Source organism: Micromonospora sp. NPDC049240, from assembly GCF_040647835.1.
Lineage (GTDB): Bacteria > Actinomycetota > Actinomycetes > Mycobacteriales > Micromonosporaceae > Micromonospora.
On sequence record NZ_JBEZCX010000012.1, the window covers coordinates 239,370 to 261,269 of the forward strand.

The 21,900-nt window shown below is 71.8% G+C and carries 23 protein-coding genes; 7 read left to right on the forward strand and 16 right to left on the reverse strand.

The window, feature by feature from the left end:
* The first annotated feature begins 103 nt into the window (after positions 1–103).
* Complete coding sequence (locus AB0B02_RS20450) at positions 104–1,540, forward strand: gamma-aminobutyraldehyde dehydrogenase (protein ID WP_281944026.1); 1,437 nt, start codon at positions 104–106, stop codon at positions 1,538–1,540.
* A gap of 3 nt (positions 1,541–1,543) precedes the next feature.
* Positions 1,544–2,815, forward strand: a complete 1,272-nt coding sequence (gene gabT, locus AB0B02_RS20455) for a 4-aminobutyrate--2-oxoglutarate transaminase (protein ID WP_357302447.1) — start codon at positions 1,544–1,546, stop codon at positions 2,813–2,815.
* Positions 2,816–2,894: 79 nt separating this feature from the next.
* Here gabT and AB0B02_RS20460 read toward each other — a convergent pair whose 3' ends face one another.
* Positions 2,895–3,554: a hypothetical protein gene (locus tag AB0B02_RS20460; RefSeq protein ID WP_281944029.1), complete on the reverse strand. Its 660-nt coding sequence runs from the start codon at positions 3,552–3,554 to the stop codon at positions 2,895–2,897.
* 208 nt (positions 3,555–3,762) lie between these two features.
* Between AB0B02_RS20460 and AB0B02_RS20465 the strand changes: the two genes are divergently transcribed.
* Positions 3,763–4,221 (forward strand): hypothetical protein, encoded by a 459-nt coding sequence (locus AB0B02_RS20465; protein WP_357302450.1) that lies wholly within the window; start codon positions 3,763–3,765, stop codon positions 4,219–4,221.
* A gap of 118 nt (positions 4,222–4,339) precedes the next feature.
* Here AB0B02_RS20465 and AB0B02_RS20470 read toward each other — a convergent pair whose 3' ends face one another.
* The 8 genes from AB0B02_RS20470 to AB0B02_RS20505 form a co-directional block, all read right to left on the reverse strand.
* The gene (locus tag AB0B02_RS20470) at positions 4,340–5,188 is read right to left on the reverse strand and encodes a DUF559 domain-containing protein (protein WP_357302453.1); all 849 of its coding nucleotides are present in this window, start codon (positions 5,186–5,188) and stop codon (positions 4,340–4,342) included.
* Between the two features lie 217 nt (positions 5,189–5,405).
* On the reverse strand, positions 5,406–6,419 hold the full coding sequence (speB, locus tag AB0B02_RS20475) for an agmatinase (protein WP_281944035.1): 1,014 nt from the start codon (positions 6,417–6,419) through the stop codon (positions 5,406–5,408).
* Positions 6,416–7,618 carry a saccharopine dehydrogenase C-terminal domain-containing protein gene (locus AB0B02_RS20480; protein ID WP_357302456.1) on the reverse strand — a complete coding sequence of 401 codons (1,203 nt, stop codon included), beginning with the start codon at positions 7,616–7,618 and terminating at the stop codon, positions 6,416–6,418. Before AB0B02_RS20480 ends, speB begins: the two co-directional genes overlap by 4 nt.
* Positions 7,618–9,039, reverse strand: coding sequence for an FAD-dependent oxidoreductase (locus AB0B02_RS20485; RefSeq protein ID WP_357302460.1), 1,422 nt, complete (start codon positions 9,037–9,039; stop codon positions 7,618–7,620). Before AB0B02_RS20485 ends, AB0B02_RS20480 begins: the two co-directional genes overlap by 1 nt.
* A complete protein-coding gene (locus tag AB0B02_RS20490; RefSeq protein WP_281944041.1) occupies positions 9,036–9,866 on the reverse strand; it encodes an ABC transporter permease in 831 nt (276 codons plus the stop codon). The genes AB0B02_RS20485 and AB0B02_RS20490 overlap by 4 nt, the downstream gene beginning before the upstream one ends.
* The gene (locus AB0B02_RS20495; protein WP_107157750.1) at positions 9,863–10,771 is read right to left on the reverse strand and encodes an ABC transporter permease; all 909 of its coding nucleotides are present in this window, start codon (positions 10,769–10,771) and stop codon (positions 9,863–9,865) included. Before AB0B02_RS20495 ends, AB0B02_RS20490 begins: the two co-directional genes overlap by 4 nt.
* Entirely contained in the window at positions 10,768–11,922 is a 1,155-nt protein-coding gene (locus tag AB0B02_RS20500; protein ID WP_281944044.1) for an ABC transporter ATP-binding protein, read from the reverse strand. The genes AB0B02_RS20495 and AB0B02_RS20500 overlap by 4 nt, the downstream gene beginning before the upstream one ends.
* A gap of 5 nt (positions 11,923–11,927) precedes the next feature.
* A complete protein-coding gene (locus tag AB0B02_RS20505; protein ID WP_281944046.1) occupies positions 11,928–13,112 on the reverse strand; it encodes a spermidine/putrescine ABC transporter substrate-binding protein in 1,185 nt (394 codons plus the stop codon).
* Between the two features lie 206 nt (positions 13,113–13,318).
* Here AB0B02_RS20505 and AB0B02_RS20510 point away from each other — a divergent pair, with 206 nt between their 5' ends.
* Positions 13,319–13,831, forward strand: a complete 513-nt coding sequence (locus AB0B02_RS20510) for an Lrp/AsnC family transcriptional regulator (RefSeq protein ID WP_281944047.1) — start codon at positions 13,319–13,321, stop codon at positions 13,829–13,831.
* On the opposite strand, the gene AB0B02_RS20515 is transcribed toward AB0B02_RS20510, so the two are convergent.
* Both AB0B02_RS20515 and AB0B02_RS20520 read right to left on the reverse strand, forming a co-directional pair.
* Positions 13,810–14,007, reverse strand: a complete 198-nt coding sequence (locus AB0B02_RS20515; protein WP_281944049.1) for a DUF397 domain-containing protein — start codon at positions 14,005–14,007, stop codon at positions 13,810–13,812. The genes AB0B02_RS20510 and AB0B02_RS20515 overlap by 22 nt on opposite strands.
* Positions 13,998–14,741: a helix-turn-helix transcriptional regulator gene (locus AB0B02_RS20520; RefSeq protein WP_281944196.1), complete on the reverse strand. Its 744-nt coding sequence runs from the start codon at positions 14,739–14,741 to the stop codon at positions 13,998–14,000. Before AB0B02_RS20520 ends, AB0B02_RS20515 begins: the two co-directional genes overlap by 10 nt.
* Positions 14,742–15,270: 529 nt before the next feature.
* On the opposite strand from AB0B02_RS20520, the gene AB0B02_RS20525 reads away from it, so the two are divergent.
* Both AB0B02_RS20525 and AB0B02_RS20530 read left to right on the forward strand, forming a co-directional pair.
* On the forward strand, positions 15,271–16,617 hold the full coding sequence (locus AB0B02_RS20525; RefSeq protein WP_281944050.1) for an aspartate aminotransferase family protein: 1,347 nt from the start codon (positions 15,271–15,273) through the stop codon (positions 16,615–16,617).
* Positions 16,618–16,620: 3 nt separating this feature from the next.
* Positions 16,621–17,997, forward strand: coding sequence for an FAD-dependent oxidoreductase (locus AB0B02_RS20530; protein WP_357302468.1), 1,377 nt, complete (start codon positions 16,621–16,623; stop codon positions 17,995–17,997).
* Between the two features lie 8 nt (positions 17,998–18,005).
* On the opposite strand, the gene AB0B02_RS20535 is transcribed toward AB0B02_RS20530, so the two are convergent.
* Positions 18,006–18,383 carry a DUF3499 domain-containing protein gene (locus AB0B02_RS20535; protein ID WP_357302471.1) on the reverse strand — a complete coding sequence of 126 codons (378 nt, stop codon included), beginning with the start codon at positions 18,381–18,383 and terminating at the stop codon, positions 18,006–18,008.
* 155 nt (positions 18,384–18,538) lie between these two features.
* Between AB0B02_RS20535 and AB0B02_RS20540 the strand changes: the two genes are divergently transcribed.
* A complete protein-coding gene (locus AB0B02_RS20540; RefSeq protein ID WP_107157758.1) occupies positions 18,539–18,988 on the forward strand; it encodes a metallopeptidase family protein in 450 nt (149 codons plus the stop codon).
* Between the two features lie 69 nt (positions 18,989–19,057).
* Here the strand turns inward: AB0B02_RS20540 and AB0B02_RS20545 are convergent, their stop codons facing one another.
* The 4 genes from AB0B02_RS20545 to AB0B02_RS20560 form a co-directional block, all read right to left on the reverse strand.
* Entirely contained in the window at positions 19,058–19,318 is a 261-nt protein-coding gene (locus tag AB0B02_RS20545; protein ID WP_013284161.1) for a WhiB family transcriptional regulator, read from the reverse strand.
* A gap of 455 nt (positions 19,319–19,773) precedes the next feature.
* Complete coding sequence (locus tag AB0B02_RS20550) at positions 19,774–20,112, reverse strand: phospholipase (protein WP_357302476.1); 339 nt, start codon at positions 20,110–20,112, stop codon at positions 19,774–19,776.
* Between the two features lie 14 nt (positions 20,113–20,126).
* The gene (locus AB0B02_RS20555) at positions 20,127–21,524 is read right to left on the reverse strand and encodes a DUF4331 domain-containing protein (RefSeq protein ID WP_357302480.1); all 1,398 of its coding nucleotides are present in this window, start codon (positions 21,522–21,524) and stop codon (positions 20,127–20,129) included.
* A gap of 71 nt (positions 21,525–21,595) precedes the next feature.
* Positions 21,596–21,886, reverse strand: a complete 291-nt coding sequence (locus AB0B02_RS20560; protein WP_107157760.1) for a hypothetical protein — start codon at positions 21,884–21,886, stop codon at positions 21,596–21,598.
* Positions 21,887–21,900: the final 14 nt, after the last annotated feature.

Sequence of the window (21,900 nt, forward strand, 5' to 3'; positions counted from 1 at the left end):
TTGCCCAAACCCTTGTCTGCCTCGAATTCAGTAGCCAAGATGGCAGTCAGATTGCGAGAACCTCCGCTGACCTTCCTTCCGGCCACCCTCTCGGAGACTTGAGATGAGCGACCAGCAGCAGCTGCGCAACTTCGTCAACGGCGAGTACGTCGACCCGGTGGACGGCGGCTACGCCGATCTGGTCGACCCGTGCACCGGCGAGGTGTTCGCCCGCGCTCCCGTGTCCGGGCCGGCGGACGTGGACGCGGCGATGCGGGCCGCCTCCACCGCGTTCGAGGGCTGGCGGGACGCCACCCCGGCGGAGCGGCAGCGGGCGATGCTGAAGTTCGCCGACGCGGTGGAGGCCCGGGCCGCCGACCTGGTCGACGCGGAGGTGCGCAACACCGGCAAGCCCCGGCAGCTCACCACCGACGAGGAGCTGCCCCCGGCCGTGGACGAGCTGCGGTTCTTCGCCGGCGCGGCGCGCCTGCTGGAGGGGCGTTCGGCGGGTGAGTACCTGGCCGGCCACACGTCGTACGTGCGGCGCGAGCCGATCGGCGTCTGCGCGCAGGTGACGCCCTGGAACTACCCGCTGATGATGGCGGTCTGGAAGATCGCCCCGGCCCTCGCCGCCGGCAACGCGGTGGTGCTGAAGCCGTCGGACACCACGCCGGTGTCGACGCTGCTGCTGGCCGAGATCGCCGCCGAGCACCTGCCACCGGGTGTGTTCAACGTGGTCTGCGGCGACCGGGACACCGGCCGTACGCTGGTCTCCCACCCGACCCCGCAGCTCGTGTCGATCACCGGCTCGACCCGGGCGGGCATGGAGGTCGCCGCCGCGGCGGCGCCGGACCTGAAGCGGACCCACCTGGAGCTGGGCGGCAAGGCCCCGGTGGTGATCTTCGACGACGCGGACGTGGCGGCGGCGGCCGAGGCGATCGCGGTGGGCGGCTACTTCAACGCCGGCCAGGACTGCACGGCCGCGACCCGGGTGCTGACCGGCCCGGGCATCCACGACGACTTCGTCGCCGCGCTCACCGAGCAGGCCCGCAACACCCGCACCGGCGGGCCGGACGACGCGGACGTGCTCTACGGCCCGCTGAACAACGCCAACCAGCTCGCCCGGGTCAGCGGCTTCGTGGACCGCCTGCCGGATCACGCGGACGTCACCACCGGCGGCAGCCGGGTCGGCGAGCGGGGCTTCTTCTACGCCCCGACCGTGGTCTCCGGCGTCCGGCAGGCCGACGAGATCATCCAGGACGAGGTGTTCGGGCCGGTGATCACCGTGCAGCGGTTCTCCGACGAGGACGAGGCGGTGCGCTGGGCCAACGGCGTCGAGTACGGCCTGTCCGCCTCGGTCTGGACCCGCGACCACGGCCGGGCCATGCGGATGACCCGCCGGCTGGACTTCGGCTGCGTCTGGGTGAACACGCACATCCCGTTCGTGTCGGAGATGCCGCACGGCGGCTTCAAGCACTCCGGCCACGGCAAGGACCTGTCGGTCTACAGCCTGGAGGACTACACCCGGATCAAGCACGTCATGCACCACATCGAGGGCTGATTCATGGGATCCAGCGAGGAGCTGCGCAAGCGCCGCGCGTCGGCGGTGGCCCGGGGCGTGGGCAGCGTCGTCGACGCGTACGTCGACCGGGCGGGCGGCGGCACGCTCACCGACGTGGACGGGCGGGAGTGGATCGACTTCGCGGCCGGCATCGCGGTCACCAACGTGGGCAACTCCGCCCCGAAGGTGGTCGAGGCGGTCCGCGCCCAGGTCGAGCGGTTCACCCACACCTGTTTCATGGTCGCGCCGTACGAGTCGTACGTGGCGGTGTGCGAGCAGCTCAACGCGGTGACGCCGGGCGGCTTCGAGAAGCGGTCGGCGCTGTTCAACTCCGGCGCCGAGGCGGTGGAGAACGCGGTGAAGATCGCCCGGCACGCGACCGGGCGGCCGGCGGTGGTGGTGTTCGACCACGCGTACCACGGTCGGACCAACCTGACCATGGCGTTGACCGCGAAGAACATGCCGTACAAGCACCGGTTCGGGCCGTTCGCCGGGGAGGTCTACCGGGTGCCGATGTCGTATCCGCTGCGCGACGGCGGGCTCGACGGGGCGACCGCGGCGGCCCGGTCGATCGAGATGATCGAGAAGCAGGTGGGCGCGGAGAACGTGGCCGCGCTGCTGATCGAGCCGATCCAGGGCGAGGGCGGCTTCGTCGTACCCGCCGAGGGGTTCCTGCCGGCGTTGCGCGAGTGGGCGACGGCGGCCGGGGCGGTCTTCGTCGCCGACGAGATCCAGACCGGTTTCTGCCGCACCGGCGACTGGTTCGCCTGCCAGCACGAGGGCGTCGAGCCGGACCTGGTCACGCTCGCCAAGGGCATGGCCGGCGGGCTGCCGCTGGCGGCGGTGACCGGGCGGGCGGAGCTGATGGACGCGGTGCACATCGGTGGTCTCGGCGGCACGTACGGCGGCAACCCGGTCGCCTGCGCCGCCGCGCTCGCGGCGATGGAGACGATGCGGGAGCTGGATCTGCCCGCCGCCGCGCGCCGGATCGGCGCGGTGATGGGCGAGCGGCTGCACGCGATCGCCGCCCGCGACCCGCGGGTCGCCGAGGTACGCGGCCGGGGCGCGATGCTCGCCGTGGAGATCGTGCAGCCGGGCGGGACCACCCCCGATCCGGTCGCCACGGCGGCGCTGTCGGCGGCCTGCCACGCGGCCGGGCTGCTCACCCTGACCTGCGGGACCTACGGCAACGTGCTGCGTTTCCTGCCCCCACTGGTGATCGCCGACGGCGAGTTGGGCCGGGGCCTCGACATTCTCGATGCCGCGTTCGGCTGACCCGGCCGCCCCCTGATCGTGGAGCACCACGGGCCTGATCCCCCCAGGTCCCGCCCGTGGTGTTCCACTCCCCTCGTGGTCAGCGCAGCAACTGCACCGTGTTGCGGCGGATGACGTTCTTGCCCGGCTCGCGGACCAGGTCCATGGCCGCGGCGTTGAGCAGCACGCAACTGCCCGACGGCCCGACCACGGTCACGGTGGCGCTCTTGTTGTTGTCCAGGTTCGTCACCCGCAGCCGGGTGCCGACCGGGAACTGTCCGCTGGTGGCGGCCGGCGCGCCGACCTCGGCGGAGAACGTGATCGCTCCGGCGCAGACGCTGCCGCCGATCGGCTGCGCGTTGCCGGGCCGCGTCTCGACCGGCTGCCCGCCGCCGGGGGCGGGAGCGGCGCCGTCGAGGCGTTCCACCACGTTGCGGCGGATGACGTTCTTGCCCGGCTCGCGGACCAGGTCCATGGCCGCGGCGTTGAGCAGCACGCAACTGCCCGACGGCCCGACCACGGTCACGGTGGCGCTCTTGTTGTTGTCCAGGTTCGTCACCCGCAGCCGGGTGCCCGCCGGGAACCGGTCGCTGGTGGCGGCCGGTGCCCCGCCTTCCGCCGAGAACGTCACCGACCCGACGCAGGCGGACCGCCCGGCCGGCGTGGTCTCCGCGAATCCCATTCCGGTGCCGACCGAGAGGCCCACCGAGGCGACCACCGCCACGGTCGCCGCCAGCACGTGCTTGCGCTGCACCCTCACGTTGTCTCCCGTCGTCGGTGTCCTCGACGCCTGATACGGATGCCAGCCCCGGACCGTTCAGCCGGACCGCCGGTTAGCGGGGCGCCCTGCTGTGCCGGAGGCGTCAACAGGGGGCCGTCCTTCCTGTCCAAGATCTTGCAGCTTGTGGGCTTCGCGGGGGTGGGATGCTGGTGCCGTCCACTTCGGATCCTCGTCCCAGGAGCCGCGCATGCACCAGGTCCGACCATCCCTGCTCGCCGCCGGCCTCACCACGCTGGCCACCGCCGCCGCCCTCGGACTCGCACCGGGCAGCGCGCTCGCCGCCCCGAGCCCGGCCGCCTCGGCCCCGGCGATCTCCGTCAACTGGTTCGGCGCCGCCGACGTCCACGCGCACACCGGCACGGTGCGGGGCCGGTTCGACTGCGGCGACGAACGCGGCCTGGCGTACATCGAGGTGCACCTGGCTCAGCGGGTGCGGGGCACCGACGTCACCGGCTTCGGGTTCGGCGTGATCGGCGCGTGCACCGACGAGCGTACGGCCGGCACCTGGACGGCGACCGTCCCCGCCGACGCGGGCACCTTCCGCCCCGGCTCCGCCACCGCCACCGCCCGCCTGGTCGTCGAGCCCAACTCGCTCACCGAGACCACCGAGCGCCTACGCCTGCTCCCCCACTGCCCGCGTCACTGACCCCCACCTCCACTCCCGCGATCTTGCAGTTTGTGCCCGCAAGAAGCCGGATTTGCGCGATCTGCCGGGTGCGTAAGTGCAAGATCGCGGGAACGGGAACGGGAACGGGAACGGGGGGTTAGGGGGTTAGGGCGGCGCGGAGGGTGGTGAGGATGTGGGACGGGCGGCGGTAGAGGTCGCGGTCGGTGAAGTAGCGCATCCGCCAGCCGTTCGCGTCCAACCAGTTGATCCGGTCCCGGTCGTACCGCATGCGGTCCCGATCGAGGTGGGTCAGACCGTCGTACTCGATCCCCACCCGACGATCGCGGTAGCCCAGGTCAGTTCGGAAGCGCGGAATGCCGTGCTGATCGAAGATCCACATCTGCGGCTCCGGTGCGGGTAGTCCGCCGTCGAGCAGCACCAGTCGCAACTGGCTCTCCTGTCGACACTCGGATCGGCCGTCGGCTCGCGGCACGAGATCACGAGCCTGCCGGATCCCGCGCAGGGCCCGGTGCAGCGGCAACTCCGCCGCGAAGTCGTCGACCGTGACGGCACCGGAGCGGAGTGCGGCGTCGAGCACCGGCAACGCGTCCATCCGGCGAACCCGGCGGGCCAGGTCGACCGCGCACTGGGCGGCGGGCACACACGGCAGGCCACCGACGCTCACCGGCCGGATCGGTAGCACGGAATGATGGACGACCAGACCGGGCAGCCGAGGCTTGGCGACGCTCGGCGGCAACTGCACGTGCACGGCGACCTCTCGGAGTACGCCGAACCCATGGCGGCGCGCCGCTGTCTGCATGGCCAGCATTGCGCCGTCGGGCAGACACAGCAGCAGCGCGCGCAGCTCGTCCTCGTCGTCGCAGGGCGTCGGCGCGTAGACACCGCGCCGGATCCGGGTCAGCTCCTCCCGCTTGACCTGTGTACGTACCCGCCTCACGGTGAGCAACCGCATCAACTCCCGGGTACGCCACAACTCGGTAGCCATGGGTCCACCATCGCGCCCCCGCCGCCCCGTTCCCCGCCCTCACCCAACCCCGCTGTGGACAACCCCTCCCTTGTGCACAACCCCCAACCCCCGCGCCCCTGTGCTAAACCGCCCCGCCTCCCCGCGCGATCTTGCAGTTGATGCCCGTCTGATGCCCCAAAAGACCGGAATGCCGGGGCACCAACTGCAAGATCAACGCGTCTCTAGGGGGCCACGTTCAGCGGGCGTCGAGGAGGGGTTGGGTGGGGTTCCAGGTCGTGCCCGTCTCGGCGTCGCGGCGGCGGCGGGCAATCGCGGACAGGGCCTCAAGGACGACGCGGTTGCCGAGGTAGGCGGTGATGTCGGCGTGGTCGTACGGCGGGGCGACCTCGACCACGTCCAGGCCGACCACGGGCAGCTCGTAGCAGACCCGGCGGACCGCGTCGAGCAGCTCGCGGGAGGTGAACCCGCCGGGCTCGGGGGTGCCGGTGCCGGGGGCCATGCCGGGGTCGACCACGTCCACGTCGACGGAGAGGAACACGCCCTCGCACTCGTCGGTGGCGATGCCGAACGCCTCGGTGAGACAGGTGTCCAGGCCGCGCGCCACGATCTCGGTCATCTCGTACGAGCGCATCCGCTGCTCCGCCATCCAGGCCAACGTGTCCGGGCCGGGCCAGTAGCCGCGCAGGCCGATCTGGAGGAACCGGTCGCCGCGTACCGCGCCGGACTCGATGAGCCGGCGCATCGGCTGGCCGTGCCCGTGCAGCGAGCCGAACTCGACGTCGCCGGTGTCGGCGTGCGCGTCGAAGTGCACGAGCGAGACACGGCCGAGCCCGTGGTGCCGGGCCACGCCGGTGGCGTCCGGCAGCGCGATGGAGTGGTCGCCGCCGAGCACCACCGGGATCGCCCCGGCGGCGGCGACCGCGTGCACGGCGGTCTCCAGCGCGGCCAGCGAGCGTTCGATGTCGCCGCCGAACATCTCCACGTCCCCGGCGTCGTAGACGCACAGGTCCTTGAGCGCGTCCACGCGCAGCGCCAGCGACGGGCGGGAGCCGTCGTGCGGCAGGTAGCAGGCCTGCCGGATGGCGGACGGCCCGAACCGGGTGCCCGGCCGGTGCGAGGTGCCGCCGTCGAACGGCGCGCCGATGACCACCACGTCGGCGTCGGCGTAGGTGACCGGTTCCTCGACCGTGCACGGCGGCACGCCGAGGAACGTGACGTCGGGGCCGTACATCGGGCCGTAGCGGGTCATCGTTCCTCCATCCCCCAGGGGGAACCGTAGTCGGTGAGCAGGTCGAGGAAGGGCGTCGGCGGCAGCGCCTCGGGGCCGAGCACACCCGTACCGGACCAGGCGCCGGTGGCCAGCAGCTCCAGCGCGACGACCGGGTTGACCGCGGTCTGCCAGACCACCGCCTGGTGCCCGTACTCGGTCATCGACCACTCGTTGTCGACCACGTGGTAGAGGTAGACCCCGCGGGGCCGGCCGTCCGGCCCGGTGCCGGTGACGTACGTGCCGGCGCAGGTCTTGCCGCTCATCCGATCGCCGAGCGTGGCCGGGTCGGGCAGCGCGGCGGCCACCACGTCGCGCGGCGCCACGTCGACGCCGCGCACCCGCACCGGGGCGGTCGAGTCCAGGCCGAGCTTGTGCAGCGTGCGCAGCACCTCGATGAACTCCGCGCCGAGGCCGTACTTGAAGGTGACCCGCCTCGCCTTCACCCAGCGCGGGATGAGCAGCACCTCCTCGTGCTCCACGTTGACGCACTCGACCGGGCCGATGCCGGCCGGGAAGTCGAAGACCTCCGGCTCACTGAACGGCTCGGTGGTGAACCAGCCGCGGTCGGCCTCCCAGACCACCGGCGGGTTGAGGCACTCCTCGATGGTGGTCCAGATGGAGAACGACGGCGCGAAGTCGTAGCCGGCGACGGTGAGGTTCGCGCCGTCGCGTACCCCGATCTCGTCGATCCCGGTGAACAGCTCGTCGGCGGCGTAGCGGGCGAACACGTCGGACAGGCCCGGCTCGACGCCGATGCCGCAGAGCGCCAGCCGGCCGGCGGCGGCCCAGCGGTCGGCGGCGGCGAACTGCTCGTCGCCGAGCTTGACGCCGGTCTCCGCGTAGGGGCGGTCGGGGTGCGGCCGGGACAGCGACATGGCCATGTCGAGGTAGTCGGCGCCGGCCGCGAACGCCCCGTCGAAGATCGGCAGGACGAAGCGCGGGTCGACCGCGTTGAACACGTGGGTGATCCGGTGTTCCCGGCAGAGCGCGGCGACCGCGTCGGCGTCCGAGGCGTCGACGGTGGCGGCCACGAACCGGTCGCCGTGTCCGGCGACCGCCCGGGCGGCGCGCGCCGGGTCGTGGTCGGCGACCACCATGGTCTCGAAGAAGGAACGGCGGGCGGCGATGGATACGGCGGCGGAGCCGACGCCACCGGCGCCGACGAGCAGGATACGCATCAGGAGTCGAACCCCAGTCCAAAACGGTCGAGAGTACGGAGCCAGAGGTTGCGCCGCCCGTCCCGCGCGTCGGCGCGGGCGAGCGACCATCGGGTGAGGTTGATGCCGGCGGCCCGGATCGGCTCCGGCGGGAACGGCAGCGGCTTGCGGCGGACCAGGTCGAGTCGGGTGAGCGGGGTGTCCGCGCCGGCGAGCAGGTCGAGCGTGACCCGCGCGCCGAACCGGGTCGCGCCGACGCCGAGCCCGGTGTACCCGGCCGCGTACGCCAGTCGCCCCTGGTGGGCGGTGCCGAAGAACGCGCAGAACCGGGTGCAGGTGTCGATGACGCCGCCCCAACGGTGGCTGAACCGCAGCCCGTCCAGTTGCGGGAACGTGGTGAGGAAGTGCGCGGCCAGCGTGTGGAACGTGGCCTCGCGTTGTTCCAGCGCGGGGGCCACACGGTTGCCGTAGTGGTAGACGGCGTCGTAGCCGCCGAACAGGATCCGGTTGTCGGCGGTGAGCCGGTAGTAGTGGAACTGGTTGCCGGTGTCCGCCAGCCCCTGCCGGTTGCGCCAGCCGACCGCGTCCCGCTGGGCGGCGGTCAGCGGCTCGGTCATCAGCGCGTAGTCGTAGACCGGCACGGTCCAGGCGCGCAGCCGGCGCAGCAGCGGCGGGAACGCGTTGGTGGCCAGCGCCACCCGGGCCGCGCGTACGGTGCCGGGCGCGGCGTCCGCGCCGCCGGCCGTGGTGGCGCGCAGCGCCGGGCCGTCGGCGGTCAGCCCGGTGACCCGGGTGTGCTCGTGGATCCGGACGCCGAGGTCGAGCGCGGCCCGGCGCAGCCCCCAGGCGAGCTTCGCCGGGTCGAGCAGCGCCGTCCGGTCGGTGTCCCAGAGCCCTCCGAGGTACGTCGGCGAGGCCACCTCGGCGCGTACCTCGTCGCGGTCGAGCAGCCGCACGTCGCGGCCGTGCCGGCGGCCCAGCTCGGCGTCGGCGGCGAGCCCGTCGAGCTGGTACGGCGCGACGGCCACCGCCAGTTCGCCGGTGCGTTCGAAGTCGCAGTCGATGCCGTGCCTGTCGATCGTCGCGCCGATCGCGTCCAGGTTCTCCCGGCCGAGCCGTTCCAGCTCGCCGATCTCGTCGGGGAACCGCTCGACGCCGTTGGCCAGCCCGTGCGTGAGCGACGCGGCGCAGAACCCGCCGTTGCGCCCGGACGCCGCCCAGCCACAGGTGCCGGCGTCGACCAGCAGCACGTCGCGGTCCGGGTCGGCCTCCTTGGCCAGCAACGCGGTCCACAGCCCGGCGTATCCGCCGCCGATCACCAGCAGGTCGGCGGTCGCCGGGCCGGTGAGCGGCGGCAGCGGGTCGGGGCGTGTCGGGCGGTCCAGCCAGTACGGCACGGGCGCGGCGTCGGCCAGCGCCCGGCCGGTATGCGGGAGCGTCATGGCCTGCCCGCCGGGGTGGCGATCACCGCGAGCGCCGCCTTGCGGGCCCGCCGGCCGCGCAGCGAGCTGGCCCCGACCAGCAGCAACGCTATTCCGAACATGGCCGTGCCGATGACGTTGACCTGCGGCGGGATGCCCCGCTGGGCGGCACCCCAGACGTACATCGGGAACGTGACGGTGGTGCCGGCGTTGAAGTTGGTGATGATGAAGTCGTCGAAGCTGAGTGAGAACGCCAGCAGCGCGGCGGCGACGATGCCGGGCAGCACCAGCGGCAGCGTGATCCGGCGGAACGTCTGCCACTCGCTGGCGTACAGGTCCATGGCGGCCTCCTCCAGCCGCCGGTCCATGCCGGCGAGCCGGGCCTTCACGGTGACCACCACGAACGACACGCAGAACATCACGTGCGCGATGACGATGGTCCAGAAGCCCTGCGGCACGCCGGCGGCGACGAAGAGCGCGAGCAGCGAGGTGCCCATCACCAGTTCCGGGGTGGCCATCGGCAGGAAGATCAGTCCGTTGATCCCGGACCGGCCGCGGAAGCCGTGCCGGACCAGCGCGAACGCCATCAGCGTGCCGAGCACGGTGGAGACCACGGTGGCGATCAGACCGATCTCCATGCTGCGCACCACCGCATCGCACATGTCGGCGGTGGCGCAGGGGCGGGCCCAGTTGTCCAGCGTGAACTCGTTGAAGTCGTAGGAGACCCGGCTGGACGGGCGGTTGAAGGAGAGCCCGGCGACCACCAGGATCGGCAGCGTGAGGTAGCCGAGCACGAGCAGGGCCACGCCCATCACCCACCGGTCGGCGAGCCAGCGTCGCGCGTTCACAGCACCTCCTCCGTGCCGGCCCGGCGCAGGTAGGCGAAGACGATCACCAGGATCGCGGCCATCAGCAGGAACGACAGCGCCGCGCCCTGCGGATAGTCGAGCCGGACCAGGAACGCCGAGTCGATGACGTTGCCGATCATGTACTCGTTCGGCGTGCCGAGCAGCTCCGCGTTGATGTAGTCGCCGGTGGCCGGGATGAAGAACAGCAGCGTGCCGGCGATCAGGCCGGGCATCGACAGCGGCAACGTGACCCGGGCGAACGCGCGCAGCGGGCTCGCGTACAGGTCGCTCGCCGCCTCCAGCAGCCGGGGATCGAGCCGCTCCAGGCTCGCGTACAGCGGCAGCACCAGGAACGGCAGGAAGTTGTACGTCAGGCCGAGCACCACCGCGATCGGGGTGGCCAGCAGCCGGCCGTCCGGCCCGAGCAGGTGCACGTCGCGCAGCAGCCCGACCACCGCGCCGTTGTCCGACAGGATGGTCTTCCAGGCCAGCGTGCGCACCAGGAAGCTGGTGAACATCGGCGCGACCACGGCCACCAGCAGCAGGTTCTTCCAGCGGCCGGCCTTCTGCGCGATCGCGTACGCCAGCGGGTACCCCATCAGCAGCGCCAGCACCAGCGCGATCGCCGAGTACAGGAAGGACCGCAGGAACTGCGGCCAGTACGCCTGCAACGCGTCCGGGTAGTTGCCGACCGCCCAGGTCATCGCGTACCCGGTGGAGAGCGAGCCGGCCGGGTCGTAGAGGCTGGCGGCGGCGAGTTGCAGCAGCGGCAGCGCGAAGAAGACCAGCAGCCAGGCCGCGCCGGGCAGCAACAGCAGGTACGGCAGCAGCCGGTTCCGCCCGCGCCGCGCCGGCGGGGGCGCGGGTGACCCGGCGGAGGTGGGGACGTGGGCCAGCGCGGTCACGGCAACGCCCCGACCGGCGGCTCGTCGAGCAGCGGCGTGGTCTGGTCGTCCGCGCCGCCGGCCCGGGGCAGCAGGAACGCGTGCCGGGGGTCCCAGTGCGCGGTCACCGGCGTGCCGGTGGCGAGCCGACCGCCCAGCCCGCTGTTCGCCGCGAACACGGACAGCTCGCTGCCCCACGCGGTGCGCACCAGGTACTGGGTGCTCACCCCGACGTAGGAGGCGTCGGTGACCACGCCGCCGACGTGCTGGTGGCCGGCGGGCACCTCGTCGGGGCCGTCGACCAGGTGCAGCTTTTCCGGGCGTACGCCGAGGAAGGCCGGCCCGTCGACGAGCCGGGCCCGGCCGGCGGGCACCGAGAAGCGCGCGCCGTGCGCGGTGACCAGCACGTCGTCCCCGGCGTGGCCGCCGGCCTCACCGGCGAGCAGGTTGGACTGGCCGAGGAAGTTCGCCACGAACGCGGTGGCCGGGTACTCGTAGATGTCAGCCGGCGCGCCGAGCTGCTCGATCCGGCCGGCGTTCATCACCGCGACCGTGTCGGCCATCGTCATGGCCTCCTCCTGGTCGTGGGTGACGTGCACGAACGTGATGCCGACCTCGGTCTGGATGCGCTTCAGCTCAAGCTGCATCTGCCGGCGCAGTTTCAGGTCGAGCGCGCCGAGCGGCTCGTCGAGCAGCAGCACCTGCGGGTGGTTGATGAGCGCCCGGGCCAGCGCGACGCGCTGCTGCTGGCCGCCGGAGAGCTGGGCCGGCCGGCGTCGGCCGTACCCCTGGAGCTGCACCAACGCGAGCATCCGCTCGACCTGGTCGCCCACCTTGCGGATGCCCCGGCGGCGCAGCCCGAACGCCACGTTCTCGTGGATGTCGAGGTGCGGAAAGAGCGCGTAGCTCTGGAACACGGTGTTGACCGGCCGCTTGTACGGCCGCAGCCCGGTGATGTCCCGGTCGCCGAGCAGCACCTGCCCGCCGGTCGGTGTCTCCAGCCCGGCGATCATCCGCAGTGTGGTGGTCTTGCCGCAGCCGGACGCGCCGAGCAGGGCGAAGAACGAGCCCTGCGGAACGGTGAGGCTGAGGTCGTCCACGGCGGTGAAGACGCCGAACCGCTTGGTCAGGTCGGCCAGTCGCAGATCGCCGGCCGGTGTTTCCTGCGCCATCTGCCTCACGCCCCGATGACCTGCTGGAACTTGGTCTCGTACTCCTTCTCGCGTTGCTCGTCGAGGGCCATGAAGACCTTCGACTTCGCCAGCATCGCGTCGTCCGGGAAGATCAGCGGGTTTCCCGCCAGGTCCGGGTCGATCTTCTCCATCTCGGCCTGCGCGCCCTGCACCGGACAGATGTAGTTGACGTACGCGGCCAGCTTCGCCGCCACCGCCGGGTCGTAGTAGTAGTTCATCAGCGCCTCGGCGTTGGCCTTGTGGGTGGCCTTGTTCGGCACCAGCATGTTGTCCGACCAGAGCATCACGCCGGACTCCGGCACCACGAACTTGATCTTGGAGTCCTCGAAGCCGAGCTGGATCACGTCGCCGGACCAGCCGATGCACGCGGCGATGTCACCCTTGGCCAGGTCGGGCGCGTAGTCGTTGCCGGTGAAGCGCCGGATCTGCTTGCTGTCCACGGCCTTCTTGAGCTTGTTCAGCGCGTCGTCGAACTGGGCCGGGGTGAAGTTGGCCGGGTCGTGGCCGTTCGACTGGAGCAGCAGGCCCATGGTGTCGCGCATCTCCGACAGCGCGGTCACCTTGCCCTTGAGGTCGGGGCGGGTGAGCAACTCGTCGACGGTGCGGATCTCCTTGGCCACCTTCGCGTTGTAGGCCAGGCCGGCGAGGCCGGACTGCCATGGGATCGCGAGCTGGGTGTCCTTGTCGAAGGACCGGCCACGCAGCGACGGCAGCAGGTTCGCCTCGACGTTTCCGATCTTCGCCTTGTCCAGCTTCTGGACCCAGCCGAGCCGGATCATCCGGGCGGCCATCCAGTCGGTGAGCACCATGATGTCCCGGCCGGTGCTCTGACAGCCGGCGAGCTGGTTCTGCACCTTGCCGAAGAACTCGTTGTTGTCGTTGACGTCCTCGGTGTAGGTCACCTGGACGCCGGTGCTGGCGATGAACGCGTCGAGCGTGGGGCGCTTCGACTCGTCCTTCTCGTCGGTGTCCATGTACTGCGGCCAGTTCGAGAACGCCAACTTCTTCTCGGTGGCGGACACGTCGTCGCTCTTACAGCCGGCCTCGGTCTGCTGGGCGCCCTTCGTGCCGCAGCCGGCAAGCGTGCCCGCGGTGGCGAGCAGCGCGGCCGAGCCGAGCGTTCCGGTGAGCAGACCACGCCGGGTGAGCGTCCGGAGGGGACTACGCATGTGACGACTCCTTGGGGGGCATCGTCGGCGGCGGGACGGGGGTGGCTCGCCGGCGGGAGGTCAGTGGCGATGGAGGCCTGATCCTGACATGAGGAACCCTCTCTCACAAGGGATTCCGTTGTGGGAATAGCTAAGGACCACGAATTACGCCAGACTGCGCCGGGGCACTACGCTTCTGCACAGCGAATCGGACATGGGGAGCGGCGATGGCCAACCGGCAACTGGAGAACGGCAACGGCACCCGCCGCGTCACCGTGCGTGAGGGCTCCAATCACGCTCTGTTGGACGACGTGGCCAAGCAGATCATCGAGCAGCTCCAAGAGGACGGCCGCCGCCCGTACGCGAGCATCGGCAAGGCGGTCGGGCTCTCCGAGGCGGCGGTACGCCAGCGCGTGCAGCGCCTGCTCGACGCCGGCGTCATGCAGATCGTTGCGGTGACCGATCCGCTCCAACTCGGCTTCCCCCGGCAGGCCATGATCGGGCTGCGCACCGACGGCGACCTGGAGCCGGTGGCCGACCGGCTCGCCGAGTTCGAGGAGGTCGACTACGTGGTGATCACCGCCGGCTCGTTCGACCTGCTGGCCGAGGTGGTGTGCCGCAACGACGCACACCTGCTGGAGATCCTCCAGAAGCTGCGCGGCGTGCCCGGGGTGCTGTCGACCGAGGCGTTCGTCTATCTCAAGCTGCGCAAGCAGACCTACACCTGGGGCACGGCCTGAGCCTGGCCGACGAAGGCCCGCCAGGCGGTCGGCGTGAAGCTGAGCGTGCCGCCGGCGCGGTCCTTGCTGTCGCGCACCAGCACCCGACCGGGCAGGTTGTCGGCCACCTCGACACAATTTCCGCCATTGTTGCTGCTGCGGGTCGCGGTGCGCCAGCGGGCGCCGGTCATGTCCATGTCTCCGCCACTCCCCTGATCAGCTCCATCGAGCGCCGCCGGGGCAGCGCCTCGCCGGTCACGCTCTCCCACCTCCGACCCAGGCTAGCCACGTCGACCGGATCGGTCACGACCTGACCGCGAAGCTGATTGTCGAGATACGCCAATTCCGTCCCGTCGGGCAGCCGGCCCAGCACGAACGGGCCGGCCAGCCCGGTGTGCCACGGGTTGTCGGCCGGAATCACCCGGACCTGGACGTGCTCCCACTCGGCGACCGCCGCGAGATGCCGGAGTTGCCCGGCCATCACCGACCCGTCGCCGACCGGCCGGCGCAGCACCACCTCGTCGATCACCACGACGAGTTGCGGCGGGTCGCCCCGGTCGAGGACGCGCTGACGCGCGATCCGGCTCGCCACGATCTCGTCCACCTCGGCGGGCGGCAGCAACGCGCCGGTGCCCAGCACCGCGCGGGCGTACCCCTCGGTCTGGAGCAGGCCCGGCACGAGCAGCGGCTCATACGATCGCAACGAGGTGGCGTCCTGCTCCAGGTCGGCCCACGGGCGGAACCACGGCAGGTCGCGGCGGCGGAACGGCTCCGGCCACAGCTCGGCGACCTCGCGGCCCAGCACCTCGGCGACCGCGACCCGGCTGTGCGGATGGGGGATGCGATCGGCCGTCAGCCAGCGCGCCGCCGTCTTCGGGTCGACCTGGACCTTCGCGGCGAGCGACTCGGCCGTCTCGCCCCGCTCCGCCATCGCCAACCGCAGCACCTCGTTCGCCAACGGACCCCTCCCGCCCTCGTCACTCGACGGCCTGCGGCGGGACACCCCGCTCACCGTCGCGTCGCTCGATGCGCTGCGCCGCACGATAGCCACGCTGCGTGTGCACGTCTGCGGTCCACCGGCGTGTTGCGGTGGGACATGTTGGCGGACGTCCCGCACGTCCTCGACCGCTGCGCGAACCGGTCGGGCGGGCGGCACTGCGGCATGGCGTGCCGGGCCGCTACGAACTTGATGGCGTGGACGGCTCACGACGGTGAACCGTCCACGCGCTCAAGTTGGTAGCCGGTGAGCGCACTCGCCGTCCGGACGCGCCGGGTTCGCCGGGACGACGAATCACGAAGGTGCGGTTTCCGTTGTGTGGAAGCCCACAGCGCGCCGAATTCGTCGCGCCTACCCTCCTGCGCCACCGATAACACTTGCCTTGGCCGTATCGACTGTGGGATAACCGTGGGCAGAGCGGCCGGTGTCACCCCTGACCGGCCCGAGACCCGATGGGGCTGACATGGCCAACGCCACCGACCACCTCTGGATGCACTTCACCCGGATGGCCAGCTACTCCGCCGGCGAGGTTCCGACCATCGTGCGGGGCGAGGGCGCGTACGTCTGGGACGCACAGGGCCGCCGCTACCTCGACGGGCTCGCCGGGCTCTTCGTCGTCAACGCCGGCCACGGCCGGACCGAGCTGGCCGAGGCCGCCGCCAAGCAGGCCGGCGAGCTGGCCTACTTCCCGCTCTGGTCGTACGCCCACCCGACCGCCGTGGAGTTGGCCGAGAAGATCGCCGCGCTGACCCCCGGCGACCTGAACCGGATCTTCTTCACCACCGGCGGCTCCGAGGCCGTCGAGGCGGCCTGGAAGCTGGCCCGCGCCTACTTCAAGCGCACCGGCCAGCCCAACAAGCACAAGGTGGTCAGCCGCTACATCGCCTACCACGGCACCTCGATGGGCGCACTGTCGATCACCGGGCTGCCCGGCATCAAGAGCGACTTCGAGCCGCTGGTGCCCGGCGGGATCAAGGTGCCGAACACCAACTTCTACCGCGCTCCGGAGCACGGCGACGACGCCGAGGCGTTCGGCCGGTGGGCCGCCGACGAGATCGGCCGGGCGATCGAACGGGAGGGGCCGGACACGGTCGCCGCGGTCTTCCTGGAGCCGGTGCAGAACTCCGGCGGCTGCTTCCCGCCGCCGCCCGGCTACTTCGCCCGGGTGCGGGAGATCTGCGACGCGTACGACGTGCTGCTGGTCAGCGACGAGGTGATCTGCTCCTGGGGCCGGCTCGGCGAGTACTTCGGCGCCACCCGGTACGGCTACCAGCCGGACATCATCACCACCGCCAAGGGCATCACCTCCGGCTACGCGCCGCTCGGCGCGATGATCGCCAGCGACCGGCTGATGGAGCCGTTCCTCACCGAGACCGGCATGTTCGCCCACGGCGTGACGTTCGGCGGGCACCCGGTCTCCTGCGCGGTGGCGCTGGCCAACCTGGAGGTGTTCGCCCGGGAGGACCTGGTCGGGCACGTCCGGGCCAACGAGGACGCGTTCCGCGCCACCCTGGAGAAGCTGACCGACCTGCCGATCGTCGGCGACGTCCGGGGCGACGGCTACTTCTACGGCATCGAGCTGGTCAAGGACAAGACGACCCGGGAGACGTTCGACGAGGCGGAGTCCGAGCGGCTGCTGCGCGGCTTCCTCTCCACCGCACTCTTCCAGGCCGGGCTCTACTGCCGGGCCGACGACCGGGGCGACCCGGTGGTGCAGCTCGCCCCGCCGCTGATCGCCGAGCAGCAGCAGTTCGACGAGATCGAGCAGATCCTGCGCACGGTGTTGACCGAGGCGTGGTCCCGGCTGTAGACGGTGCGCTACCAGGAGTTGTCCCACTGGCTGTCCGACCTGGACGAGCCGCTGACCCCACGGCCCGGCCTGCCCGGCGACACGGACGCCGACGTGGCGATCGTGGGCGCCGGATACACCGGGCTGTGGACGGCGTACTACCTGGCGCGGGCCGATCCGACGCTGCGGGTCGTCGTGCTGGAGCGGGAGATCGCCGGGTACGGCGCGTCCGGCCGCAACGGCGGCTGGTGCTCGGCGCTGTTCCCCACCTCGCTGCCGGCGCTGGCCCGACGCCACGGGCCGGACCGGGCGCTGGCCATGCAGCGGGCCATGCACGCCACCGTCCACGAGGTGGGCCGGGTGGCCGCCACCGAGGGCATCGACTGCGACTGGCGGGCCGGCGGCACCGTGGTGCTGGCCCGCACCGGGGCGCAGCTCGACCGGGCCCGCGCCGAGGTCGCCCAGGCCCACGCGCACGGGCTCACCGACGACGACCTGGTGCTGCTCGACGCCGCCGAGGCCACCGCCCGCTGCGCCGCCGACGGGGTACGCGGCGGCACGTACACGCCGCACTGCGCCACCGTGCAGCCGGCGAAGCTGGTCCGGGGCCTGGCCCGGGCGGTGGAGCGCCGGGGCGTACGCGTCTTCGAACGCACCCCGGTCACCGCGCTGCGGCCCGGCGCGGCGGTGACCCCGGCGGGCGTGGTCCGGGCGCCGGTGGTGGTCCGCGCCACCGAGGGCTTCACGCCGGGGCTGCCCGGGCACCGGCGGGCGGTCGCGCCGGTCTACTCACTGATGGTGGCCACCGCGCCGCTGCCGGCGGAGACCTGGGCCCGGATCGGCCTGGCCGACCGGGAGACGTTCGCCGACCACCGGCATCTCATCGTGTACGGCCAGCGCACCGCCGACGGTCGGCTGGCGTTCGGCGGGCGGGGCGCCCCCTACCACTACGGCTCCCGGGTGCGCCCCGGCTTCGACCGGGAGCCCCGGGTGTTCGCGGCGTTGCGCCGCACGCTCGGCGAGCTGTTTCCCGCGCTCGGGCCGGACGTGCCGGTGACGCACGCCTGGGGCGGCCCGCTCGGTGTGGCCCGGGACTGGGCCGCCTCGGTGGGGCTGGACCGCCGCACCGGGCTGGCCTGGGCCGGCGGGTACGTCGGCGACGGGGTGGGCACCAGCAACCTGGCCGGCCGTACGCTTGCCGACCTGATCCGGGGCGAGGCGAGCGACCTGACCGCGTTGCCCTGGGTCGGGCACCGCTCGCCGCGCTGGGAGCCGGAGCCGCTGCGGTGGCTGGCCATGAACGCCGGCTTGAAGATCATGTCGTCGGCCGACGCCACCGAGAACCGCACCCACCGCCCGGCCCGCCGCGCCACCCTCTTCAACCGTTTCCTGGGCCACTGACCCGACGGTCAGTGGTTGGGCGGGATCACCCGGAGGTGGCCGCGACGGCCCTGCTGGTGCGGCGGCTGGGAGTTCGGCTTGGGGTGGGGCTCCTCGGGGGGACGCGGCGGCGCCGGGCGGGCGGCCTCGCGGACCGCCTCGGCCAGCGCGACCAGGTCGTCGGTGGTGGGCGGCGGCGGCTCGAACTCGCCCTCGTGCCGTACCACGTCCCAGCCGCGCGGGGCGGTCAGGCTGCGGGCGTGCTGCTCACACAGGTCGTACGTGTGCGGTTCGGCGAACGCCGCGAGCGGCCCCACCACCGCTGTCGACTCGTTGTAGACATAGGTCAATGTGGCGACCGCTTGCCGGGGGCAGCCGTTACGGGAGCAGCGCCGTGGTGACCTCACGTGCGGCAGGGTATCCCCATTACCGGGTCCGGCGCACCGCTTCGCGTTACGACACGCCCGTCACGGTGATCACAATTCGTCCGATCGGCGCACCGGCGCGCCGGGCGTGCCGCGCGACGGCGGGACGGCCGGGTCACCGGGCTACCCTGTGCGTCATGACGAGCCCGCAGAACAGCCGCCCCGGCTCGGGCCGGCGCACCCACCGCGACCGGCACGGTCGCGGGCTGCGCGGGCGGCTGGTGCCGGCCACCGTGCCGCTGGCCCGGACCAAGGCCGAGGTCTTCGACGACCTGGTGCTCGACACCGTGGAGACGCTCGAACGCCGGTTCGCCAAGGAGCTGGCCGGGGTGGAGTTCGCCGTCGAGGACGTCCCACCGGATCTGAACGTCTACGACTCGGACGTGCTGGAGGACGGCGAGGTGCCGCTCGCCCGACTGCTGCCGGGTCGCCCCGGCCGGCAGGAGGTGCCGCCGCGCATCGTGCTCTACCGGCGACCGTTGGAGTTCCGCGCGATGGACCGGGAGGACCTCGCGGATCTCGTGCACGACGTGATCATCGAGCAGGTGGCGAACCTGCTCGGGGTCGACCCCGACGAGCTGGCCTGACCGCCGGCCGCGTCGCACCCCGCGCACCCCACGGACCCGGGCGGCCCCCACCGCCCGGTCCATGTCGGGTCAGGCGGCCACCCGCCGCTTGAGCTTGCGCCGCTCCCGTTCGGAGAGCCCGCCCCAGATCCCGAACCGCTCGTCGTGGCCGAGCGCGTACTCCAGACATTCCGTCTTGACTTCACACCGCGAGCAGATGCGCTTCGCCTCGCGGGTCGAGCCGCCCTTCTCGGGAAAGAACGCCTCCGGGTCGGTCTGCGAGCAGAGCGCCCGCTCCTGCCACTCCGGCGCGTTCCCGAGCAGGTCGGCCACCTCGAGCTGGCCGTCCATCGATTGCCTCCTTGTCGCGCACCGGCGTCATTCGCCGCTGCAACCCCCCACGCGAAAGGCGTGCTTGTCCGTACGGACCCAATTAGTGCGTTCCGCGCGAACAACCCCATTCAAATTACACGCGTGTAATGCGTGCGCCGTCAAGCCAAACTTGATAATGGAGTCGCCCTCCCGACACGTCCGGCGCGACCGCTGCGGCCGTCCGTAGCCTCGCAACCTGCCCTATCGATTCAGACCCCGGGCGAGTAACGCCCTCCCCGGCGAGTTGCCCCAAGTTTTCTGCCGTGGCGCAACACCGGCGGGCCGGCCGGACGCCCCCGTCGGCCGCCGCCCAAGATCACTAATGGTGGGGCAAAGGTTAACGCGCTCGGCGCGGTACCGCCCGTCCAGCCCGCCAACGCCGACCGCGCCCCGTCCAACATGTGGACGGGGCGCGTGGGTCACTGAGCGTTCGGTCAGTCGGTTCGCGGTGGTGAACTGGTCGGCCAGACGAATTCGGTGATCGCCCCGCCGGTGACGGAGATCGCGCCGGCCGATGTGTCATCGTCCCACCAGACGGTATAAACGCCCGCCTCCAGGTCCGGGTAGACGGCACTGTGGAAGACCCCGTCCAGGACGTGCCGCTCCCGTACCGCCGAGTGGGTACGCGGGCCGTCCCGGTCCGCGCGACTGATCTCGATCTCCCGTCCGTGCAGGTCCCGGCCGGTGTGGATGATCAGTGCGCCGGTGTCGCCGCCGAGGTCGAGCATCACGGTCCCGCGGTACGACGGGCCGAGGTCGTGGTGCCGGTGCATGCCGCCCCCTCCCCTCAGGACCGCTTCGCCGGCGGGTTGCCGAACCCGTCGTACGGGGTGCCGAGGAACGGGAAGTCACCGAGGAACGGCGCGGTCACGTCCGTCGCGTCCAGACCCGGCGTGACGGCTGCCGCCGCGGCGTCCGGCTTGAACGTCCGGTCGACCAGCGGGACGGTCAACCCGGCGATCGCGCGCAGCGCGATGGTCACCACGTCGTCGGTGACCCGGCGGCCGTTGGGGAAGCCCGCCAGGTCGCCGCCGAGCACCCCGAACCGGTCCGGCCGGGCGCTGGGCCGGATCGCCGTGTTCAGCCGCAGCATGTCGGCCTGGGTGTCGCCGGTGGTGTTCGCGAAGCCGTCGACCAGCCCGGCCGGTACGCCGGTGAGCAGCAGCGCCACCAGGTCGGCGCGCGGCTTCTTCGCCTTGTTCAACGCGTCCAGGTTGGGAAAGACACCCGGATAGAGCACCGGCAGCAGCGCGGCCAGCTCGGGGCGCTCGACGAACCCGGCGAACCGCTTGTCCTCCGACGGCGGCAGCGTGTTCCACAGGTCCTTCTTCGACATCGGCACGATCACCTCGTTGAACAACGGGTTGCCGAGCCGGGACACCTGGACGAAGGGGCCGGTGGCGGTGTCCGCGGACACCCGGTCGCCGAGCACCCGCACCTGCTGCCGGGACGCGGTGGTCCAGACGCCGATCGTCGACACGCTGTCGGCGTAGCCGTACCGGGCGGCCTTCCGGCGCACCTTGCCCAACGGCACCTGGACCGCGATGCTGTGCACGTTCAGCCGGTCCAACGCGTTGACCGGCTCGCCCTCGGTCTTGAACAGCTTCTTGCCGGCCACGTGGAGCTGCTGGAACGGTCGCAGCGTACCCAGGTCGAACACCGCGCCCAGGTCGACGAAGAACCCGTCGGCGCGCTGGCCGGCGAACACCTTCTCGCCGGTGGACAGCTTGAACGTCGCCTGCTTCACCAGGTTCTGGTAGTTCGGCGTGGACAGCGGGCCGACGTTGCACGGCGGGCAGGGCAGCTTGTTCGCCAGCACGTGCTCCCGGCCGTCCGCGATCCGGGTCAGCCTGTAGAACTGCCGCCGGTTCCAGTTCTTGCTGTCAAGCGACTCGATCGGCCCGGTGTTGTAGAGAAAACTGTTCTGATTCGTGATCTCGGTGGTGAATTCGAAACGATAGGTGACGTCCGGGTAACCGTCGCCGTCGTTGTCGACGTGGATCTCGTACCGGACGTCGTCACCGAACTCGAAGAAGTTGGGGCCGCCGGAGGGAAGCTGCACCGGCACGTAGTTGGCGATCAACGTGACCGTGTCCGGCCGGGTCGGGCTGACGAACGCGTACAGGTCGGAACTGTCGGCGACCGGATCCTTGGCGATCTCCGGGGCCTCGCGGTGAGAGGACATGGCGGACCACACCTTCGTCGGGGAAACGTCTGTCGGACCGGCGCCGGGAGCCCGCGCCGGGAGGAGCGGGGTCAGCGGCGGGCGGCGCGCACCAGACGGTCGGCCAGCCCACGGTCGCGCACCTGGACCCGGGTCGTGCCGACGAAGACGTCCATCGTGCCGGTGGCGGCGTCGCGCAGGTGGACCACGATCGGCTCGTCGCGCCGGCCCGCGGTGGGGGCGTTCTGCGCGGCGGACAGGCCCGGCACGGTGAGCGCCGCCGCGCCCAGCGTGGCGCTCGCGGCGGCGGTCAGCGTCTGCCGGCGGGTCAGCCGCGGCCAGGGCCGCCGCTTCGGCGCGTCGGTGGTCTCGTCAGTGCTCATCGGCAACCTTTCCG

Bases quoted from the DNA above. Each gene is read 5' to 3' on its own strand.
- AB0B02_RS20505 (WP_281944046.1), bottom strand. From the start codon at position 13,112: ATGCGTAGTCCCCTCCGGACGCTCACCCGGCGTGGTCTGCTCACCGGA.
- AB0B02_RS20560 (WP_107157760.1), bottom strand. From the start codon at position 21,886: ATGAGCACTGACGAGACCACCGACGCGCCGAAGCGGCGGCCCTGGCCG.
- AB0B02_RS20515 (WP_281944049.1), bottom strand. From the start codon at position 14,007: ATGGACATGACCGGCGCCCGCTGGCGCACCGCGACCCGCAGCAGCAAC.
- speB (WP_281944035.1), bottom strand. From the start codon at position 6,419: ATGACCCGCTACGGCCCGATGTACGGCCCCGACGTCACGTTCCTCGGC.
- AB0B02_RS20550 (WP_357302476.1), bottom strand. From the start codon at position 20,112: ATGCACCGGCACCACGACCTCGGCCCGTCGTACCGCGGGACCGTGATG.
- AB0B02_RS20470 (WP_357302453.1), bottom strand. From the start codon at position 5,188: ATGGCTACCGAGTTGTGGCGTACCCGGGAGTTGATGCGGTTGCTCACC.
- AB0B02_RS20500 (WP_281944044.1), bottom strand. From the start codon at position 11,922: ATGGCGCAGGAAACACCGGCCGGCGATCTGCGACTGGCCGACCTGACC.
- gabT (WP_357302447.1), top strand. From the start codon at position 1,544: ATGGGATCCAGCGAGGAGCTGCGCAAGCGCCGCGCGTCGGCGGTGGCC.
- AB0B02_RS20545 (WP_013284161.1), bottom strand. From the start codon at position 19,318: ATGGACGGCCAGCTCGAGGTGGCCGACCTGCTCGGGAACGCGCCGGAG.
- AB0B02_RS20450 (WP_281944026.1), top strand. From the start codon at position 104: ATGAGCGACCAGCAGCAGCTGCGCAACTTCGTCAACGGCGAGTACGTC.
- AB0B02_RS20485 (WP_357302460.1), bottom strand. From the start codon at position 9,039: ATGACGCTCCCGCATACCGGCCGGGCGCTGGCCGACGCCGCGCCCGTG.
- AB0B02_RS20480 (WP_357302456.1), bottom strand. From the start codon at position 7,618: ATGCGTATCCTGCTCGTCGGCGCCGGTGGCGTCGGCTCCGCCGCCGTA.
- AB0B02_RS20555 (WP_357302480.1), bottom strand. From the start codon at position 21,524: ATGTCCTCTCACCGCGAGGCCCCGGAGATCGCCAAGGATCCGGTCGCC.
- AB0B02_RS20510 (WP_281944047.1), top strand. From the start codon at position 13,319: ATGGCCAACCGGCAACTGGAGAACGGCAACGGCACCCGCCGCGTCACC.
- AB0B02_RS20540 (WP_107157758.1), top strand. From the start codon at position 18,539: ATGACGAGCCCGCAGAACAGCCGCCCCGGCTCGGGCCGGCGCACCCAC.
- AB0B02_RS20465 (WP_357302450.1), top strand. From the start codon at position 3,763: ATGCACCAGGTCCGACCATCCCTGCTCGCCGCCGGCCTCACCACGCTG.
- AB0B02_RS20525 (WP_281944050.1), top strand. From the start codon at position 15,271: ATGGCCAACGCCACCGACCACCTCTGGATGCACTTCACCCGGATGGCC.
- AB0B02_RS20520 (WP_281944196.1), bottom strand. From the start codon at position 14,741: ATGGCGGAGCGGGGCGAGACGGCCGAGTCGCTCGCCGCGAAGGTCCAG.